14 protein-coding genes and 2 pseudogenes are annotated in these 15304 nt (G+C 62.8%); 11 read left to right on the plus strand and 5 right to left on the minus strand.

The window, feature by feature from the left end; genetic code table 11:
• Positions 1-13: 13 nt before the first annotated feature.
• On the plus strand, positions 14-1090 hold the full coding sequence (locus tag ACO2Q5_RS22875; protein ID WP_423295386.1) for an alpha/beta hydrolase: 1077 nt from the start codon (positions 14-16) through the stop codon (positions 1088-1090).
• A gap of 11 nt (positions 1091-1101) precedes the next feature.
• On the opposite strand, the gene ACO2Q5_RS22880 is transcribed toward ACO2Q5_RS22875, so the two are convergent.
• Entirely contained in the window at positions 1102-1401 is a 300-nt protein-coding gene (locus tag ACO2Q5_RS22880) for a hypothetical protein (protein WP_423295388.1), read from the minus strand.
• A 131-nt stretch (positions 1402-1532) separates the two neighbouring features.
• Here ACO2Q5_RS22880 and ACO2Q5_RS22885 point away from each other — a divergent pair, with 131 nt between their 5' ends.
• From ACO2Q5_RS22885 to ACO2Q5_RS22910, 6 genes and pseudogenes are all read left to right on the plus strand, one after another.
• On the plus strand, positions 1533-3290 hold the full coding sequence (locus ACO2Q5_RS22885) for a PHA/PHB synthase family protein (protein WP_423295390.1): 1758 nt from the start codon (positions 1533-1535) through the stop codon (positions 3288-3290).
• A gap of 4 nt (positions 3291-3294) precedes the next feature.
• Positions 3295-4698, plus strand: a complete 1404-nt coding sequence (locus ACO2Q5_RS22890; protein ID WP_423295392.1) for a bifunctional enoyl-CoA hydratase/phosphate acetyltransferase — start codon at positions 3295-3297, stop codon at positions 4696-4698.
• Positions 4695-5864 carry an acetate/propionate family kinase gene (locus ACO2Q5_RS22895; protein ID WP_423295394.1) on the plus strand — a complete coding sequence of 390 codons (1170 nt, stop codon included), beginning with the start codon at positions 4695-4697 and terminating at the stop codon, positions 5862-5864. The genes ACO2Q5_RS22890 and ACO2Q5_RS22895 overlap by 4 nt, the downstream gene beginning before the upstream one ends.
• On the plus strand, positions 5861-6625 hold the full coding sequence (gene fabI / locus ACO2Q5_RS22900) for an enoyl-ACP reductase FabI (protein WP_423295396.1): 765 nt from the start codon (positions 5861-5863) through the stop codon (positions 6623-6625). The genes ACO2Q5_RS22895 and fabI overlap by 4 nt, the downstream gene beginning before the upstream one ends.
• A gap of 94 nt (positions 6626-6719) precedes the next feature.
• Entirely contained in the window at positions 6720-7925 is a 1206-nt protein-coding gene (gltS, locus tag ACO2Q5_RS22905; RefSeq protein WP_423295398.1) for a sodium/glutamate symporter, read from the plus strand.
• A gap of 1 nt (position 7926) precedes the next feature.
• A pseudogene (locus tag ACO2Q5_RS22910) lies at positions 7927-8256 on the plus strand (Na/Pi symporter); the annotation flags it as partial.
• A gap of 70 nt (positions 8257-8326) precedes the next feature.
• Here ACO2Q5_RS22910 and ACO2Q5_RS22915 read toward each other — a convergent pair.
• From ACO2Q5_RS22915 to ACO2Q5_RS22930, 4 genes and pseudogenes are all read right to left on the minus strand, one after another.
• Positions 8327-8944, minus strand: a pseudogene (locus ACO2Q5_RS22915) (IS6 family transposase); the annotation flags it as partial.
• A 12-nt stretch (positions 8945-8956) separates the two neighbouring features.
• Entirely contained in the window at positions 8957-10573 is a 1617-nt protein-coding gene (locus tag ACO2Q5_RS22920; protein WP_076534289.1) for an ISL3 family transposase, read from the minus strand.
• Positions 10574-10713: 140 nt separating this feature from the next.
• On the minus strand, positions 10714-11310 hold the full coding sequence (gene scpB / locus ACO2Q5_RS22925; RefSeq protein WP_423295400.1) for an SMC-Scp complex subunit ScpB: 597 nt from the start codon (positions 11308-11310) through the stop codon (positions 10714-10716).
• Between the two features lie 3 nt (positions 11311-11313).
• Entirely contained in the window at positions 11314-12198 is an 885-nt protein-coding gene (locus ACO2Q5_RS22930; protein ID WP_423295402.1) for a DUF1403 family protein, read from the minus strand.
• 114 nt (positions 12199-12312) lie between these two features.
• On the opposite strand from ACO2Q5_RS22930, the gene ACO2Q5_RS22935 reads away from it, so the two are divergent.
• The 4 genes from ACO2Q5_RS22935 (at position 12313) to ACO2Q5_RS22950 (ending at position 15048) form a co-directional block, all read left to right on the plus strand.
• Positions 12313-13416: a tyrosine-type recombinase/integrase gene (locus ACO2Q5_RS22935; RefSeq protein ID WP_423295404.1), complete on the plus strand. Its 1104-nt coding sequence runs from the start codon at positions 12313-12315 to the stop codon at positions 13414-13416.
• 69 nt (positions 13417-13485) lie between these two features.
• Positions 13486-13755: a type II toxin-antitoxin system Phd/YefM family antitoxin gene (locus ACO2Q5_RS22940; protein WP_423295406.1), complete on the plus strand. Its 270-nt coding sequence runs from the start codon at positions 13486-13488 to the stop codon at positions 13753-13755.
• Positions 13752-14087: a type II toxin-antitoxin system RelE/ParE family toxin gene (locus ACO2Q5_RS22945; protein WP_423295408.1), complete on the plus strand. Its 336-nt coding sequence runs from the start codon at positions 13752-13754 to the stop codon at positions 14085-14087. The genes ACO2Q5_RS22940 and ACO2Q5_RS22945 overlap by 4 nt, the downstream gene beginning before the upstream one ends.
• Before the next feature lie 79 nt (positions 14088-14166).
• The gene (locus tag ACO2Q5_RS22950; protein WP_423295410.1) at positions 14167-15048 is read left to right on the plus strand and encodes a recombinase family protein; all 882 of its coding nucleotides are present in this window, start codon (positions 14167-14169) and stop codon (positions 15046-15048) included.
• Positions 15049-15304 lie beyond the last annotated feature (256 nt).

Below are 15304 nucleotides of genomic sequence, written 5' to 3' on the forward strand. Positions count from 1 at the left end.
GCGGTAATACAAGATGCTCAGTCGCCTGCTGCTTACTCTGACTCTCGTGTTGGCTGCCTGCAACACACGCCCAGGGCCCGAGGTTCTGGCTCCCGATGACGGGGCCCTGCCTGCAGGCGCCCGCATCGTGCAGGTGCTGACAGTGACAACTCGTGCACCCGATGCGCAATCGCCCGGTGCGTATGGTGCAACCCGCGCCACCAGCCCGAACTGGCTGGAATATGAAGTCTCGGTGCCGCCGGGCCATAAGCCGGGGCGGATCGAATGGCCCGATGGGGCCAACGATGCCACGAAGAACTTCACCGTGCGCAAGCAGACCGAGCTCAGCCGCGAGGGTTTTGCCGGGCGACTGCCGCGCTCGGGCGTGGGGCTCTATATCCACGGATTCAACACGCGCTATCAGGAGGCGCTCTATCGGGCCGTGCAGCTTTCGGTTGATGCCCATCTGGAGGGTGCGCCGGTGCTCTTCACCTGGCCCTCGGCAGGTAATGCGGGAGCCTATCTTGCCGACCGCGATGCTTCAGACTTCTCTCGTGCAGCCCTCGCCGATCTGCTCGGGCTCCTGACGAAGAACCGTCGTAGTAGCGAACCTGTACCAGTGCTCGCCCATAGCATGGGTGCGCGTCTGACGATGGAGACGCTGGTGCAGCTGCGCCTTGCCGGGCGGGGCGATGTGCTGGATCGGATCGAGCTGATCCTCGCCGCGCCGGATATCGATATAGACCTGTTCCGTGCTCAGATGGCGAGCGTTGGAAAGATGCGGCATCCGATCACGGTTCTGGTAGCAGCGGATGATCCGGCGCTGAAGATCTCCTCCCGGCTGGCGGCACGGCGGATGCGGCTTGGCCTTGCCGATGTGCATGATCCGGCGATCCAGCGCCTCGCCGTTGAGAGCGGCATTCGCATTATCGATATCACCGAAGTCGAGACCCGTGATCCCGCCCATAGCCGCTATGTCGGCCTGATTTCCGGCGAGGCCGGAACCGCAGCCGATGTGACGTTATTCGGCGAAATCAGACAGGCCGGGGCCTTTGTCTTCAATCAGTTCGGCGGCGCGCTCAATAGTATAGGGGGAGCACTGGCCGAGTGACTGGGTGCCGGTCAGGTTGATTTCGGGGCGAGCGTCATCAACCGCGTCATCGCCTCAAAGCCGCGCTGCGCGCTGTTTTGCCAGTAATCCGTCACAATCGCCGAGGCCGCGACCGGGGATTCCGCGCTTGCCAGCAGATGCAGAAGCTTTGCCTGCTCATCGGCCGCCTCGGCCAAGATCGAACAGCCTTCCTGCCAGATTTGCGGTGCGAGGATTGCGCTCTTCTGGGCGGCCTCCAACATCTGACGTGGAAGAGTCAGCGGGTCACTGTTGAGCCCGGCGGTGGTTTCTGTAGCGGTTTGACTGCTCATTGCGATATGTCTCCTGAATAGAGTGTTACACGTAATGAGTGTGCAAAGGAAAAGTCTTACACTCTTTGATCTCGATCAACACGTGTTGATATCTCTGTGTTAGCCTCTGTCGGCAAAGCTGGAGACGCGAGATGGCACTTCCCCCGAGATCAGACAGTCAGAACACTTCGTCGGAGGAAAGTCTCGGCATCGAGGCCTTCCAGGCCTTTGACCGTATCCGCGAGGCGCTTTCGGGCCAGTTTACCGGGGGAATTTCGCCTGGCTCGCTGATGATGGCTTATGCCGACTGGGCCTTTCATCTGGCCCAGGCTCCCGGCAAGCAGGCGGAACTTGGTGTCAAGGCGGGTCGTAAATGGCAGCGCCTGCTGGCGCATCTGATGTCTTACGCGATGGATCCCGGGGCCGCGCCGGTGATCACGCCATTGCCAGGCGACCGCCGTTTCAGGGGCGAGCCTTGGGCGAAACCGCCCTTCAGCTGGATGTCGCAGGCGTTTTTGCTGCAACAGCAATGGCTGCATAACGTCACCCATGAGGTGCCTGGCGTCACGAAGCACCACGAGGATGTGGTGTCCTTTGCCGCGAAGCAGATGCTCGATATGTTTTCGCCCTCGAACCACCCATTCACTAATCCCGAGGTGCTGGCGCGAACGTGGTCCACGGGTGGCATGAACCTTTTAAAGGGCTGGCAGAACTGGCTCGAAGATACGATCCGCCAGATCTCGCACGCGCCGCCCGAGGGGGGCGATGCCTTTATGCCGGGCCAGGATGTGGCGGTAACGCCGGGCAAGGTGATCTTCCGCAATCATCTGATCGAGCTGATCCAGTACACGCCCGTGACCGAAACCGTGCATCCCGAGCCGGTGCTGATCGTGCCGGCCTGGATCATGAAATATTACATCCTCGACCTCAGCCCGGAAAACTCGCTGATCCGCTGGCTGGTGGCGCAGGGCCATACGGTTTTCGCGATCTCCTGGCGCAATCCGGGCGCCGAAGACCGTGATCTGACGTTGGAAGATTACCGGCTACAAGGGGCGATGGCAGCGCTGGATGAAATCAGCCGTCTGGTGCCCGACCAAAAAATCCATGCCACCGGCTATTGCCTGGGCGGCACGCTCTTGTCGATTGCGGCAGCCGCGATGGCCGGCGAGGGCGATGACCGCCTCGCCTCACTCACGCTGCTCGCCGCGCAGGTGGATTTCACCGAGCCGGGAGAACTTGCGCTGTTCATCGATCCGAGCCAGCTCCATTTCCTCGAAAGCATGATGTGGAACCGCGGCTATCTATCCGCCGACCAAATGGCAGGAGCGTTTCAGCTCTTGCGGTCGAATGACCTCATCTGGTCGCGGATGGTGCATGATTACCTGATGGGCGAGCGAACGGCGATGAATGATCTCATGGCCTGGAACGCCGACAGCACCCGCATGCCTTACCGTATGCATGCCGAGTATCTGCGCAAGCTTTATCTCGAGAACGAGCTTTCCTCAGGCCGTTTCACTGCGGGGGGCAAGACGGTGCTGCTGCAGAATATCCGCGTGCCAGCTTTTGCGGTCGGAACCGAACGCGATCACGTCGCGCCGTGGAAATCGGTCTATAAGATCCACCAGTTTACTGATTGCGATGTGACCTTCGCGCTGACTTCGGGCGGGCATAATGCCGGCATCGTCTCGCCACCCGGCCATCCGCGCCGCCGCTACCGGCTGGCCACCCGCACCCATGGAGATGCACTTTTGCCACCCGAGACCTGGGCCGAGGCCAATCCCGCGACCGAGGGGTCCTGGTGGACCCCCTGGCAGGCTTGGCTTGCCGCGCATTCCGCCGCCCCCGCCGCGCCGCCCGCCATGGGAAGGGCGCTGGAAGATGCACCCGGCACTTACGTCTTTCAAAGGTGATATGATGAACGCCCCTGCCCAGAGCCTCACCAACCACCTGTTTCATCAGCTGAAAATCGGCGACCACGCCAGTCTCAGCCGTCATGTCGGCCCCGAGGATATCGAGCTGTTCGCCGCCGTTTCCGGCGATGCGAACCCAGCCCATCTGGATGCCAACTTCGCCGCGCATGGGCCTTTTGGCCATGTGGTGATCCATGGCATGTGGACAGCGGCACTGATCTCGGCGGTGCTGGGCACCCGCCTGCCCGGGCCGGGAACTATCTATCTAGACCAGCAGGTTCGCTTTCAAAAGCCGGTCTCTCCCGGCGACACCGTGACTGCCGAGGTTGAAGTGATCGAGTTGATCGAAGGCAAGAACCGTGTCCGCCTTGCGACCACCGCCCGCAATCAACTGGGCGAGGTGGTGCTTTCGGGCGAGGCGCTGGTGCTGGCACCGCTTGAGCAACTGACCTGGGTACCAGGAAACCTCCCCGAGGCGGTGATCTTGCCGAAAGGGCGCTGGCAGGGCTTTGTCGAAGAAGCACGCGCGCTGCCGCCGGTCAGGGCGGCGGTGGTGCATCCCTGTTCGAAATCCGCGATCCTGGGGGCGGTTGAGGTCCGCGACGAGGGTTTGCTTGATCCGATCCTGATTGGCCCCGCCGCAAAGATCCGTGCAGCGGCGGCCGAGGCCGGAGTCTCGCTCGATGGCTTCCAGATCGAGGAGACCGAACACAGCCATGCGGCGGCGGCGCGGGCGGTGGAACTCGCGGCCTGCGGTGAGGTTCAGGTGCTGGTGAAAGGCAGCCTGCATTCGGATGAGCTTCTGGCAGCGGTGGTATCGAAAACTGGGGGTTTACGCACCGGGCGCCGCATCAGCCATGTCTATGCGATGGATGTGCCCGCCTATGGCAAGCCGGTGATCGTGACCGATGCCGCGATCAACATCGCGCCGACCCTGGAGCACAAGCGCGACATCTGCCAGAATGCGGTCGAACTGATGCGGCTACTCGGGCGCAAGCAGCCGAAGGTCGCGGTGCTGGCGGCGGTCGAGACGGTGAACCCGATGATGCCCGCAACGCTGGATGCCGCCGCGCTGACGGTGATGGCGGCGCGTGGCCAGATCACCGGCGCACTGGTCGATGGGCCGCTGGCCTTTGACAATGCGATCAGCCCCGAGGCGGCAGCGACCAAGGGCATCATCTCGCAAGTGGCGGGAGAGGCCGATATCCTGCTGGTGCCAGATCTTGAGGCCGGGAATATGCTCGCCAAGCAGCTGATCTATTTCGCAGGTGCCACGGCGGCGGGACTGGTGCTGGGCGCGCGGGTGCCGATCGTGCTGACCAGTCGCGCCGATCCCTTGTCGGCCCGCATCGCCTCGGCCGCGCTGGCAAAGCTGGTTGCGATCCGCAAGGCGGAGGTGAAGGCGTGACGCGCGATCTGATCCTGACCTTCAATGCCGGCTCTTCGACCATCAAGCTCGGCTTTTATGCACTGGAGATTGCCGGGCCCCGCCCGCTTGCCTCGGGCGTGATCGACTTCCGTGATGAGCCTTTTGCGATCCGCCTGAAACGGGAGGATGAGGCCCTGTCCGGCCCGATTACGGCTGATCCCGGCGATCTGACGGCGGTTCTGAACCAGGCTTTTGCCTGGCTGGCCGGGCAGTTCGATCTGTCGCGGCTCGCCGTCATCGGGCACCGCGTGGTGCATGGCGGCGATGTCTTCAAAGGCCCGGCACGGATCACGGATCAGGTGATTGCGCAGATCGACGCGCTGGCGCGGCTCGCGCCACTGCATCAACCGCAAAGCCTTGCGCTGATCCGGGCAATGCGGGCGCTCTACCCGGACGTGCCGCAGACCGCCTCTTTCGACACCGCATTTCATGCGACCAACCCGCCCCTGATGCGCCGCTTTGCTATCCCGCGCGCACTTTATGATCAGGGGATCAAGCGCTACGGCTTTCACGGGCTGTCCTACCGCTACATCGCCGGTCAACTGGGCGATCTGGCCCCCGATGCAAAGGTGGTCGCGGCGCATTTGGGCAGCGGCGCGAGCCTCTGTGCCATTCATGGCGGCATCAGTATCGACAGCTCAATGGGGTTTTCGACGCTAGACGGCATCCCGATGGCGACGCGGTCCGGTGCGCTGGACCCGGGCGTGATCCTACACCTGATGGGCGAAATGGACCAAAGCCTGAAACAGGTCGAGACCATGCTTTACCGTGAAAGCGGCCTTCTCGGCGTGTCGGGGTTCGAGGCTGACAGCCGCGAGCTGATGGCCAGCCCGCGCCCGGAGGCGGCGGAGGCGATCGACCTCTTTTGCCTGCGTATCGCGGGCGAGGTCGCACGGCTGGCGACCAGCATGGGCGGGATCGACGCGCTGATCTTCACCGCAGGGATCGGCGAGCACCAGCACGGCATCCGCGCCCGTGTCGCCGCGCGGCTGGCCTGGCTTGGGACAGAGCTTGACCCGAAGGCCAATGAAGCGGGGCGGCGCTGCATAAGCACCGCCAGCAGCCGGGTGAAACTCCTCATCATTCCGACCGATGAGGAAATCATCATCGCACGCGAGGCCATCAGCGAAGGAACGGCGATATGATTGATCTGAACGGCAAACGCGGTCTCGTAGTCGGTGTGGCGAATGAGGCCAGCATCGCCGCCGGTTGCGCCAGAGCCTTTCGTGCTGCAGGGGCGGAGCTGGCGCTGACCTGTCTCAATGAAAAGGCCCGGCCCTGGGTCGCGCCCGTGGCGCAGGAGGTGGGTGCGCCGCTGCTGCTTTCCTGTGATGTGCGCGAACCGGGTCAGCTGGAAGCCGTGTTTGACCGCATCACCACTGAATGGGGGCGGCTTGATTTCCTGCTTCATGCCATCGCCTTTGCCCCACGTGAAGATCTGCATACCAGCGTTGTCAACGCCTCGGCCGAAGGTTTCGCGACCGCAATGGATGTCTCCTGCCATTCCTTCCTGCGTATGGCGCGGCTGGCGCGGCCTTTGATGCGGGCGGGTGGTGCGCTGATCACCGTCAGCTTTTACGGCGCGGATCGGGTGGTGGAGAATTACAACCTCATGGGTCCGGTCAAGGCCGCGCTGGAGGCCTCGGTCCGCTATACCGCCGCCGATCTGGCAGGTGAGGGGATCCGGGCTTATTCGCTTTCCACCGGTCCGGTCAAAACCCGCGCCGCCTCGGGGATCGGGCGGTTCGATGCGCTGATGGATGAGGTTCGCGCTCGCACGCCTTCCGGCAAACTGGTGAGCATTGAAGAGATCGGCGCGCTGGCGGCCTTTCTGGCCACCGAGGCCGCGAGCCCGATGAGCGGATCGGTGATCTATGCCGATAATGGATTTCACACCACCGCCTGAGGCAAGCGCATGGACCCGCCCTTGACCGGGGCGGAGATCCGGGGCAAAGCAAAAAATCAACAACAGTTGATAATATCATGACAGGCCCGACCGCGTGTCCTTCTTTTCGGTACATCCCTTCCTATCTTTCAATCTCGCCGTGGTCCTGCTGATCGCAGGCAAGATCCTGACGCTGAACCTTGACCTCCTGCGCCGCTATTCGATCCCGGAGCCAGTCGCGGGCGGTTTTCTCTGCATCGCGGTGACGGGGACCCTCTGGGCAGTGTTCGATCTGAGGGTCTCATTCGAGGTCGGGATCCGTGATTTCCTGCTTTTGGTGTTCTTTGCCGGGATTGGGCTGAAATCGGATATCCGCACGCTTCTTGCAGGTGGCAGGCCGCTGGTGATCCTGCTGATCCTTGCGACCAGCTTCATCCTTTTGCAGAATTTCGCGGGCATGGGGCTGGCGGGGCTTTTTGGCATGGAGCCGAAGGCCGGGCTGATGGTCGGCTCGGTTTCACTTACCGGCGGCGTCGGCACAACGCTGGCCTGGGCACCGATCTTTGCTGAAAAGCTGGGGATTACCAATGCGCTGGAACTGGGGGTCGCGGCCAATACCGTCGGGTTGATTGCGGCCTGCGTGATCGGCGGGCCGATTGCCGCGCTTTTGATCCGGCGGGGCGGGCTGAAACCCGAAAACAGACGCGACCTTGATATCGGGGTGCCGAATGAGGGGAGGGCGGTCCCGATGGATTACTTCTGCATCCTCTGGGCGATCCTTGCGCTGAATGTCACCGTGCTTTTGGGGATGGGGCTGCATGAGGCGATCACGGCCTCCGGTGTGACGCTGCCAGCCTTTGTCAGCTGCCTTGTCGCGGGGATCGTGCTGCGCAATCTTTTGCCGCTGGCACCCAGACGGCTGGTGCGCCGGGTCTGGCCGGGGGTCGATGATGCGCTGGCACTGATCTCGGATCTGTCGCTCGGGCTTTTCCTGATCATGGCGCTGATGGGCCTGCAGGTCTGGGAGCTGAACGGCGTGGTCCTGTTCATTACAGCCGCCCTTGTGGTGCAGATCCTGCTGACGGTCGGGTTCACGATTTGGATCGTATTCCCCGCGATGGGGCGTGATTATGAGGCGGCGGTGATCTCGGCCGGGTTTGGCGGCATCACGCTCGGCTCAACTGCCACAGCCATCGCCAATATGACCGCCGTAGCGCAGCAACATGGCGCGGCGCACCGGGCCTTTGTCATCGTGCCGCTGGTCTGCGGCTTTTTCATCGATATCGTCAATGCGCTGATCATCTCGGCGCTGGTCGGCTAGGATGGAGAGCGCAGGCATCTGGGCCTCGCTTCTGGGCGGGATCGGGCTGTTTCTGCTGGGGATGCAGATGATGACGGCGGGGCTGACCCAGGCCGCGGGCCCTGCCCTGCGATCCGGGCTGGAATTCGCCACCCGCTCGCGCCTGCGCGCCTTCGCGGTCGGGACGGGGATCACCGCCCTCACACAATCCTCCAGCGCGGTGACGGTCGCAAGCATCGGTTTCGCCAATGCGGGCCTCGTGAGTTTCGCCAACCTGGTCTGGGTGATCTATGGCACCAGTCTTGGCAATACGATGACCGGCTGGATCGTCGCGCTGATGGGGGCAAAGTTCAGCATCGGTGCGCTGGCGCGGCACCGTAAAGTTAACCGGCCATGCACAAAAACTGGACCGGCTTCGGTCTTCATGCGGCTTCGAGTTGAGCGATGTCGCGCCACGCATCCATGGCGGCGGCACGGAGTTCGCGAAAGTCTTCGGATGTCATTTCGTGGCGTGGCAGGTGAAACAGGTTGGCAATCGGGTCATGGATGGAAACGAAACGCTGCACTTGCCGAGGCGACTTGAAGCGCTTCATGATGCGCTCACGCCTTCGGGTAGGTTGGTGTGAATTTTCAGCCCGGTTATTCAAGCCCTTGTGCGAGCGATGCTCGATCCCCGGCATAATTTCGCGTTTTGCCGCCGAATATGAACGAAGTTTGTCGGTGATCAAAACCCGCGGCAGGCGGTTGTGCCGTGACAACAGCTTCCGCATCAGCCGAAGGGCGGCCTGCCGGTCGCGGCGGGCTTGAACCAGTACATCCAGCACGAACCCCTCCTGATCGACGGCCCGCCAAAGCCAATGCTTGCGGCCGCCGATCGAGATGACAACTTCATCCAGATGCCATTTGTCGCCGAGTTTGCCAGCCGACCGGCGACGGATCGTTTTCGAGAATTCCCGCCCGAATTTTTCGGTCCACGCCCGCACCGTCTGGTGCGACACGATGATGCCGCGCTCCGCCAGGAGGTGTCGCGTTGCCCTTAAATCGGCTCTGCCTCACTTTGTGTGGCGGAACGGTAGCATTCTCGCCCGCAACAATTCTGGACCGGCTCGGCCGTACATGGCGCGCTTGAGGGTCTTCAGACGATTGATCTGACCTTCGGCCTGGCCGTTGCTCCAGGGCATCTCGATGGCGTTTTTGACCGCATCGAGGTCCCGATTCAAGGTGCGGGCAAAGCGCACGATTGGCGCCAAGTCGGTTTCAATCGCGTCGTCAATCCATGCAGGGAGCGGGTCTGCCACGCGACCTCGCAGGATGCCATTGAACCGCATGGCGAGGCTGCGCATCGTTGCGAAGGCCGGAGAGCCGGTCTTGAGCGCGTCGACTTTCCGCGCCTGATCCGCGGTGAGCTTGCCGCGAGGTTTGATGCACAGCGCGGCCGCAATGACCGGGGAGATCGCGTGCCCAGTTTCGGGGTCCCGGACTGGCTTAAGGATTTCGTGCTCTACCTTGGGGTCGCTCGCTTGCTGTTCGGCTCTGCGCCAACCCGCCAGCAGCCGCTGCAAATGCGACTGACTCCCCTCGTAACCACGCTCTTGGATCATACGGAACAGGGCGCTGCCAGTTCGAATGCCCTCCTTCCAGCTTTGGCTCAGGAACCCTTCAAAGTACCACGGCGAAGTCGGTTTCAAAGCTGCCCGCTTGCGGTCCGGTGGTGTCTCGAACTGCAGCCATTTCGCGATGCTGCGACGCGGGAACCCTGTTCGCCGCCCGATCTCGCTGCAGGAAAGCCCCTGATTTCGGAGCGCATGGATGGTGGTGAAAATCTCTTCCCGAGACGTCCTGTGCGCAAGGCGGGACTTCAGAAGGCTTCCGGCTGCGGTAATGTTGTCAGCGTCGGACAACAGCGCTCTGCCGGTCGCACGGCCGTGAAGGTTCATTTGCTCCTCGATGGCCTGCCGCAGGTTCTGCACGATATGGAACCGATCAGCGACCTGCTTCGCCTGCGGTGCCCCTTGCCGTGCAGCCTGGGCGTAGAGGCCGCACCGATCTCTGCTGATCACTTCCACATCGGGGTGTCGCTTCAGCCAGTTGGTGCAAGTGACGACATCTCGATCCTCGAGAACATCGATGACCACGCGACGCTCCAGGTCCACAATGATCGTGCCGTAGGTTTGCGACTTCCGCCAGCTCCAGTCGTCGATCCCGATGACTGTTGGCGGCTCGGCGGTGCCTTGAGCACGCTTCTTCAGATGCCTGAGCACCGTGTCATCGCTGACCCCAAGTCCCAATCGGTGCAAGAGCCGCTCGGCAGGTCGCCCGCCTGCCGCATGCCCAAGATGGCTGACAATCTCCCCGACACGCGACGTACGACGTGCAAAAGGACGCGCAATCCATGCGATCTGGTCCGAGAAAGTCCGACGTGGGCAAGCGGGTGCCTGACATCGCCAACGGCAAACCGCGAGATCAACCGTTACCTCGTCTCCATGGGCGGGATAATCCTGCAGCCGCCGACGCCGCCAACCGTGACGACGTCGCGAATGCAATCCACAGTCTGGGCAGATGCCGCTTGGTGTCAGACTGCCCGATACAATCCACCCGCCGGATTCACTTCGATCAACGCTTTGAACGGCAACATCGCTCCCGGGCGACCAGTGCTTCTTCGAAATCACAACTATCCCTCCTGAATTTTCCAGTTTCAGGATAGTTCCGCCACACAAAGTGAGGCAGAGCCCGTATTTGGCAGATCTCATTCAAGCGGCCGCGCGGCTCCATCAGAAGCGGCAAGCGTTTTGAGGGTCAGAGGCGGGTTTCAGGGGCGCGCGGCCAGCCCGGCGTCATTCAGCTGTTCAGCGTCTGGCAGGTCGCGCAAGCTCTCCATCCCGAAGGCCGCAAGGAACGCGTCTGTGGTCACAAAGGTATAGGGGGCACCACGACGCGGCGCACGTGGGCCAGTTCCAATAAGACCGTGTGCATGCAGCCGCCCGATCAGGTCCCGGCTGATCTCTTTGCCAAAGATATCCTTCAGCCCGTCGCGGGTGATCGGCTGGTGGTAGGCGATGGCCGCCAAAATCGCCACGTCGAAGTCGTTCAGGTCCAGCAACTCGTCCCCGACATCCGCTGCGGCGCGGATCGCAGGCGCGTAAGCGGTCCGCGTCCGGAACATCCACCCCCCTGCGACCATGGCAATCTCGAACGCCCGCCCGTCCAGATCGGCGGCCAGATCCTCGACCAGCAGATCAACCGAGGCCCCCTGCCCCACTATGCGCGCCAGATCCGCGCGCGGTACAGGCGAGGCGGACGCAAACAGCACAGCCTCGATCCGCCGCATCCATTCGCGCCAGCGCAGCTCCTTCGGCAGGTCGGTCAACTCGCGGTCAAGCTCGGTGTCGGGTCCATCCTTGGCCATCGCTCAGACCCCGTAGAGCCGGAAGGTGTCACGGCCAGTCAGTTCGCGCACCGCCCCAAGGTCAACCAGCCGGTCGCAGAGCCGCCGCGCTGCGCGATCCGGCAAAGGCAAGGCACCGGGTGCCACCGCGTCCTGTGTCAGGAAGATCTCGACGGCGTCGGCCGCCCCCTTGGCCCGAAGCTTTGGTGCAACCCCTTTCAAAAGCGCAGCCCGACGCGCGAGGTCGACAGCCAGACGCGTGGCCTCAACCGCGGATGCGGTCACAGCGCGATGACAGGCTAGGCGCAAATCGTGGCCCAGCTTGCGCAGGTCGGCACGTTTCAAACCCGCGGCCAGCAGCGGCACGACATGATCCCAACCAAGCGCCTCGGCGAGGGCGGCGTCCGCGAGGATCAACGCCGGGACTTCGGCACGGGGTGCCTCCGTCAGGACAGCATCTAGCACCACCACGGCACGGGTCACCGGTGCCCCATGTCCCGCATCCAGCCACGTGGCGATCTGGCACGACTCGAAGGTCGGTAAAACTCGGCTCAAAGCCTTGACCGACACCGACCGTTCCACCGCGCGACGCCAGGCAAGGTAAGTTTTCCCCGCGGGACCAGGTAGATCGCCAGGGCGCAGAAGATGAATCGCGTCGCGCAGCTCTGGGGCTCTTTCCGGACGACCAGAAAACCCGACACATGCCTCGGCCGCTCGCAGCGCCAGCCGATCCCGCAACAAGGCTTTGGGGACCTCTTCGCGTCCCAACACAAGATGCAGGTGGTTCAGCGCCGCGCCCGCCAAAAACGCCACATCTTCAAAGGCTTCAGGACGTGCCGAGGTGACCCATGCGGGCATCCGGGGTAGAGTGTCTGTGTAGATGGAGTGTTCCGGTCGGGCAAATGTCATGACTGAAGCCTAAACCATCGCGGCGCTTTGCTCCAGAAAATAGCACAGAAAACGCCTCACTCTATCTTTTGCCATAACGTCCGATAATCTTGCATTATCGGACGTATTTGGAGTATGCCACCAAGGATGCGGAAATCGCCCGACATATTGCCTGCAGAGGCGGAAATACGCCCGGATCCGCATGCGGTGGGGGCTGGTGATACGCCTGCCCTCCCGCCCCCTGCCCTGCCGCTGGCAGGATCGGCTGCGCTGGACCGGCTGGTGGAGACGGCGCAGGGCTATGTGCGGCAGGCGGTATCCGAGAACACCTTGCGGGCCTATGGGCGTGATTGGACCCATTTCGCGCGCTGGTGCCGGATGCGCGGCGCTGACCCGCTGCCCGCCTCGCCCCAGCTGATCGGCCCCTACATTGCCGATCTGGCGGCGCCGCATGCGGGTGGCAGCGCGCTTTCCGTCTCTTCGATCGAACGCCGGTTGTCCGGCCTCGTCTGGGGCTATGCGCAGCGCGGGCAGGCGCTGGACCGCCGCGACCGGCATATCGCCGCGGTGCTGGCCGGGATCCGCCGCAAACATGCCCGCCCGCCGGTGCAGAAAGAGGCGATCCTGCCCGAAGATATCCGTGACATGCTGGCCAGCCTGCCGCTGGATCTGCGAGGCCTGCGCGACAGGGCGATCCTGCTGATCGGCTTTGCCGGTGGGCTCAGACGCTCCGAGATCGTGGCGCTGGATCATGGCCGCGACGACACGCCCGACAGCGGCGGCTGGGTGCAGATCCTCGAGGATGGCCTGCTGATCACGCTGCGCGGCAAGACCGGATGGCGCGAGGTCGAGATTGCGCGGGGCAGCAGCAGCCAGACCTGCCCGGTTCAGGCGCTTGGCGATTGGCTGCATTACAGCCGGATCGACTTCGGGCCGATCTTTGTCGCCGTCAGCCGCAACGGGCTGAAGGCGTCTGCCGACCGATTGTCGGACAAGCATGTGGCGCGGTTGATCAAGCAATGCGTGCGCGATGCCGGTATCCGCCCTGATCTGCCAGAGGCGGAGCGGCTGCGGCTCTATTCCGGCCATTCCCTGCGCGCGGGCCTTGCCAGCAGCGCCGAGGTGGATGAGCGCTACATCCAGAAACAGCTGGGCCATGCCAGCGCCGAAATGACCCGCCGCTACCAGCGCCGCCGCGACAGGTTCCGCGTGAACCTGACAAAGGCTGCGGGCCTCTGACGGTCGCACGCGCCTTCCATTTCTCCCAGAAAATCCGTATTATCCGGAATAGAGACCAGGGAGCCCGCAATGAAGACCATGTCCGCCACCGCCGCCAGCAAGGAATTCGGCCGCTTCATCGATGCGGCGCAACGTGAACCCGTCTTGCTGACCAAGAAAGACCGTCCCGTCGCTGTCACGGTGTCGGTGGCAGACTGGGAAGAGCTGGTCGCGCTGCGGATCGAGCGCGGCATTGCGGCCGGCCTGGCCGATGTTGCCGAAGGGCATGTCAGCGAGATGTCGGATGACGCGATGGAACAACGGCTCGCGCGCTTCCGGACCCGGCCCCCCGAAGCATGAAGGTCTTCCTGACCCAGGCCGCCGAGGATTGCCTTTGGGCGATCTGGGACCATGACCGGCTCTACTCGGAAAGCTTGGCGGACAGTTTTCAGCGCGACATCGACAGGTTTATCCGCGATGCCATCGGCGCCAACCCCGAGATTGGCCATGTCTGGCATGCTCCGCGTGGCATCCGACGGCTGATCTTCCGCCGCCGCCACAACATTTTCTACGCCCTGCGGGGCGATGCCGCCTTCGTTCTCTTCATCTTCGATGGCCGCATGGACATCAACCAGCAGATCGCGGAGGCCGGGCTCGACGTCGAGGCGCTGATCACGCGCTCCGAGGACTGAGCAATCACATCTTCCCCTGCCCTGCCGCGCCAACTGGTCGTTTAGTAGCGACACATAAAACTGCAAAAGGCCTGTTTTGATGCTATTGATAGGCTATGCGCGCGTATCCACAGAGGATCAAACCCCCCTGCCCCAGTCGCAGGCCCTGAAATCTGCTGGTTGCGCCGAGATCCATGAAGAACAGGCCTCAGGCGGCAATCGTGCGCGGCCGGTGCTTGCGCGGGTGTTAGAACGCATCGGCAAGGGCGACACGCTGGTTGTCGTGCGGATCGACCGCCTCGCGCGTTCCCTGTCGCATCTGCTGGAGGTGATCGAACGGCTGGAGGCCAAGGGTGCGTTCTTTCGTTCTATTCAGGACCCGATCGACACCGGATCCCCGCAAGGCAAGTTCACGCTGCAGGTCTTGGGCGCTGCGGCCGAGTTCGAGCGCGCCCTGATCCGGGAACGCACCAAGGCCGGCCTCGCCAGCGCGCGCACAAAGGGCCGTGTGGGCGGGAACCCAGGGCTGCGGGCCAAAGACCCTGCTGCTCTTCGCAAAGTGCGGCTGGCGCGACAGGACGGCTACATGGAGCGTTTGAACGAGACGGCACAAGATTGGGTGCCCCATGTGCGCCGGTTGCGACCCGACTTGGCTTGGGAGGACGTACTGCGCATCATCAACGGCCCCTTGCCCGAGGCGCGTCGCTGGACCCAAAGCCGCCTGCTGCGCGCTGTGAAGGCCTATGTCCGCGACGGCTTCCTGCCTACCGAGGTGCTGGCCCGCGCCGGGCGCCGCGAAACGGACGATCGCCTGCCCGCCATTATTGCTGGCATCAAGGGCGCAGATCCTGACATCACGCTTCAAGCGATCTGTGAGCGGCTGGAGTCTATGCGCGAACGCACGCCCCGTGGCCGAACGAGATGGCAGCCCTCATCGGTCAAGATGCTGTTGGAGCGAGCCGAGAGTCTGGGAATGATTTAAGAGACTCAGATTCGTTCTTTGGAAGCAAAACCGCCTATGTGAATCGGGTACATCTTGCGTTTAAGAGATGGCAGCGACACAAGCACTTGACGCGCTGGATCCGCGAAATAAGATAAGTCATTGTAAATAAATGATTTCACGGGATACCGGCCCACCATTTGAAAAAATCCTTGCCTGTCAAACGCTTTCCTGACATTTTTGCGGAAGAACGCTAACCATCAGTTTCCGGCGGTTTTGCGTTCCTTCTCAAGATAGA

Source organism: Neotabrizicola sp. VNH66 (assembly GCF_049445895.1).
Lineage (GTDB): Bacteria > Pseudomonadota > Alphaproteobacteria > Rhodobacterales > Rhodobacteraceae > Pseudogemmobacter.

Bases quoted from the DNA above. Each gene is read 5' to 3' on its own strand.
- ACO2Q5_RS22875 (WP_423295386.1), top strand. From the start codon at position 14: ATGCTCAGTCGCCTGCTGCTTACTCTGACTCTCGTGTTGGCTGCCTGC.
- ACO2Q5_RS22880 (WP_423295388.1), bottom strand. From the start codon at position 1,401: ATGAGCAGTCAAACCGCTACAGAAACCACCGCCGGGCTCAACAGTGAC.
- ACO2Q5_RS22885 (WP_423295390.1), top strand. From the start codon at position 1,533: ATGGCACTTCCCCCGAGATCAGACAGTCAGAACACTTCGTCGGAGGAA.
- ACO2Q5_RS22890 (WP_423295392.1), top strand. From the start codon at position 3,295: ATGAACGCCCCTGCCCAGAGCCTCACCAACCACCTGTTTCATCAGCTG.
- fabI (WP_423295396.1), top strand. From the start codon at position 5,861: ATGATTGATCTGAACGGCAAACGCGGTCTCGTAGTCGGTGTGGCGAAT.
- scpB (WP_423295400.1), bottom strand. From the start codon at position 11,310: ATGGCCAAGGATGGACCCGACACCGAGCTTGACCGCGAGTTGACCGAC.
- ACO2Q5_RS22930 (WP_423295402.1), bottom strand. From the start codon at position 12,198: ATGACATTTGCCCGACCGGAACACTCCATCTACACAGACACTCTACCC.
- ACO2Q5_RS22935 (WP_423295404.1), top strand. From the start codon at position 12,313: ATGCCACCAAGGATGCGGAAATCGCCCGACATATTGCCTGCAGAGGCG.
- ACO2Q5_RS22940 (WP_423295406.1), top strand. From the start codon at position 13,486: ATGAAGACCATGTCCGCCACCGCCGCCAGCAAGGAATTCGGCCGCTTC.
- ACO2Q5_RS22945 (WP_423295408.1), top strand. From the start codon at position 13,752: ATGAAGGTCTTCCTGACCCAGGCCGCCGAGGATTGCCTTTGGGCGATC.
- ACO2Q5_RS22950 (WP_423295410.1), top strand. From the start codon at position 14,167: ATGCTATTGATAGGCTATGCGCGCGTATCCACAGAGGATCAAACCCCC.